The sequence below is a fragment of the Pelagibacterium luteolum genome (genome assembly GCF_900100665.1).
In the GTDB taxonomy this organism is placed as follows: Bacteria; Pseudomonadota; Alphaproteobacteria; order Rhizobiales; family Devosiaceae; genus Pelagibacterium; species Pelagibacterium luteolum.
This window is the reverse complement of the sequence record NZ_FNCS01000044.1, coordinates 1-2,805: the sequence shown is the minus strand read 5'-3', so window position 1 is coordinate 2,805 and position 2,805 is coordinate 1. Positions and strand designations below refer to the sequence as shown.

The following is a 2,805-nucleotide window of genomic DNA, read 5'->3' as shown; positions in this document are numbered from 1 at the left end:
AGCTGTTCACCCCCTGGCAGCCCCAGAACACAAAACCCCATAGCCAAAGCGTGCCGACCGCGGGTTCCTGCATGAGGGGCTTTCGTACGCCTGCCGGCACCCGAAAACCTTCACCCTATCCGGCCGTTCGACTGCCGCTTGCGGCGTCCCGAAAGCCGACATTGCTCACGGCCTAGCCAAGCGCAAGCCGATTACTCCGGCGAATATGTTCGAACCCCACCCGGTCCGCCACTTTGGTAAAAATCGGGAACGCCGATTCTCGCCGACTTCCCTCCTTTGGTGGCTACCGGCTTCCTCAACAGGGTATTATTGCTGCCCTTGATGTAGATCGCGTCGTCCGCGATCTCGACGTGTTGGTCGAAGGCGCTGACATGTTCCCGCCGATAGCCGCCCTTTCAAAGCCGGAGGCGAGTGCGAGCTTCGCTTGCCAGCTCCGGCACGGCCGCTTTGGCGTGACTCTAAATTCAAACAGCAAAGCGCCCGATGGGTTGCACCGGGCACTTCTTTCTCAAGTCACCTCGAGATTACTTGGTAGCGAGGATTTCGAAATTGTGGGCGTTTGCCACCACACCGTCGTCCCATCCACCTGAGATCAATTCTGAAGCCTTTTCATTCAGGAGTCCGGCGACTTGTCCGGCAAAGTGCGCTTCGCGGCCAGAGTTGTCGGCAAAGATGTCGAAGATGGCGAAGTTGGTCTCGTCAATCTGCAGCGCCGCCCAGAACAATGTCTTGGGTTCAGTTTCTGCGACGATGGGGCCGGCGGCGGTCAGCAAGGCTGCCAATTCGGGGCCTTTACCTGGAGCAGCTTCGAGCTTGATGTAAGTTGCGGTTGTTGCCGTGGAGAGATCAACCGGCGCCTTGACCGACAGGACATCGGAGTTGTTGATATTCGCGACAACACCGTCGTCCCATCCGCCGTCGACCAGTGCGTCGGCGTTTTGGTTCAAAGCCGCAGCAACCGCTCCTGAGAAGTGAGCGTCGCGTGCTTCTTCGTCTGCGAAGATGTCAAAGATTGCGAGCGTGTCATCGGCTTGCAGAGCAAACCAAAGGACGGTGCCCGGCTCTGTGTCCCGCACGATCGCTGCGGCACCAGCCAGAAACTCCGCGAAAGCTCCGGTCTGGCCTTCGGCGGCCGGCATGGCGATGTAGCTGGCTGTATGATTTACCATTGGGTTGTCCTGTGCAGTTGCAGAAGTTGTGATCAGCGCCAGTGCGGCGACTGTTTGAAGGATTTGCGTTTTCATGGTCGTCTCCTGATTTGAAGTGCTTCATGTTTGGTTTTGATGCACTCTTGTCCCATGCCGAATGCGCCCGAACCCAATTCCGAAGTTCTATTCTTTGATAGACATGGACTATTGAAGTTGGTTTGATGGCGTGGCTGGAGATGTAACGGAGAATGCGGCGATGGAAATGAACCAGATCAGGTATTTTCTCGCTGTCTGCGAGCACCGAAACTTCACCCACGCAGCCAGCGCCTCCAATGTCTCCCAGCCTTCCTTGACGACTGCGATCAAGAAACTTGAAGACGAGCTTGGAGGTGACCTGTTTGTCAGGGACCGAGCGGGATGCAGGCTGACTCCGCTGGGAAGACTCATGCAGCCAAGATTGCAGAAGGCTCATGATGAGACGAGACAGGCGAAGGCGGAGGCGGTCCGTCATGTGCGCTTGGAGCGGGTTCCAATCTCTGTTGGTGTCGGCGAAACGATTGGCCACAACAGGATTTCGGCAGCTATGGAGCGTACTCGTACGCGATTGCCGCAAGCCGAAATCGAATTGATCGTTGCGTCAACCTCCGAGCTTCTTGCCGGGTTACGAGATGGTGAATTTGACGTTGTAGTCACCGCAGAGAAGGTCAGTGAAGACCTCTATCGCATAGACCATCTCTATGAAGAGGACTACAAGGTCGTGGTGTCAAAGTCGCATCCGTTGTCTGAACTAAATGCGATCTCTCTTTCGACGCTGGCTAAGACTGACATGCTGGACCGACTAAATTGCGAAATGCGGGATACTTTGCATGGAACCTGCGCGGATCATGGTCATGAACTCTACGCGGCCTATCGGTCAAATCGCGTGGATTGGTTGGTTGAACTGGCGCGACAAGGGTCAGGTGCGGTGATCCTGCCAGCCACCGCTATTCCTTCGGACATGGGCTTGGTGTCGAAACCCATCGATGGTCTTGAATTATCAAGAACTGTTTTGGCTCTTCGATATCGGCACCAAACGACGAGACCAGAGACAAATGATCTGATCCGTGAGATGACGCGCACGCTGGCGTAGTGAGGTCGGTAATCGACATTCGCCCATCGTGCAGCATTCGTCACTTTGGGCTCAGACCAGACTTTCGCGGCATCACGCTCGAACGTCCGTTCTACTTTTCTTCGAGATCTCGCCCGCAATCCGCCACTTAGCGCTGGAGAAATTGCGCCAGATTGCGGTGAAGGTCACAGCGAACCACACCCATCGTGTGCGGTGATAGTCGTCGGTGACGAGGCCGTACTCTTCAAGAAGCCACCGCGCCGCGTGAGGCGACCTTCGGCGCGGGTAACAGTGGGTGGGTTCTTTTCAATCTTGAAGAGCCGCTTGATTTCCCTGATGACCTCTTCAGCAGACGGCCCCGGCTTTGCCGTCGGGTGAAATGAATGAACGGCAGGTTTCGGGTGCCGAACGCGGCGCTCCGAACGGCGACAATGGTGAAGGTTTTCGGGTGCCGGCGAAGGGTGTTTCATTATGCACTCCATTGCTAAGTGTCTGTAAACATTGGAAGCGTGTTCGCGTCGACGGTGCGACACGGGCGACCTTTCCGGG

Annotated in this window: 2 protein-coding genes; one reads left to right on the top strand and one right to left on the bottom strand. The window is 56.1% G+C overall.

Features of this window, described 5'->3' with window-relative positions:
* Positions 1–524: 524 nt before the first annotated feature.
* Positions 525–1,244 carry a hypothetical protein gene (locus BLR31_RS22375; protein WP_090600532.1) on the bottom strand — a complete coding sequence of 240 codons (720 nt, stop codon included), beginning with the start codon at positions 1,242–1,244 and terminating at the stop codon, positions 525–527.
* 160 nt (positions 1,245–1,404) lie between these two features.
* Here BLR31_RS22375 and BLR31_RS21230 point away from each other — a divergent pair, with 160 nt between their 5' ends.
* Complete coding sequence (locus tag BLR31_RS21230) at positions 1,405–2,277, top strand: LysR family transcriptional regulator (RefSeq protein WP_090600530.1); 873 nt, start codon at positions 1,405–1,407, stop codon at positions 2,275–2,277.
* Positions 2,278–2,805: the final 528 nt, after the last annotated feature.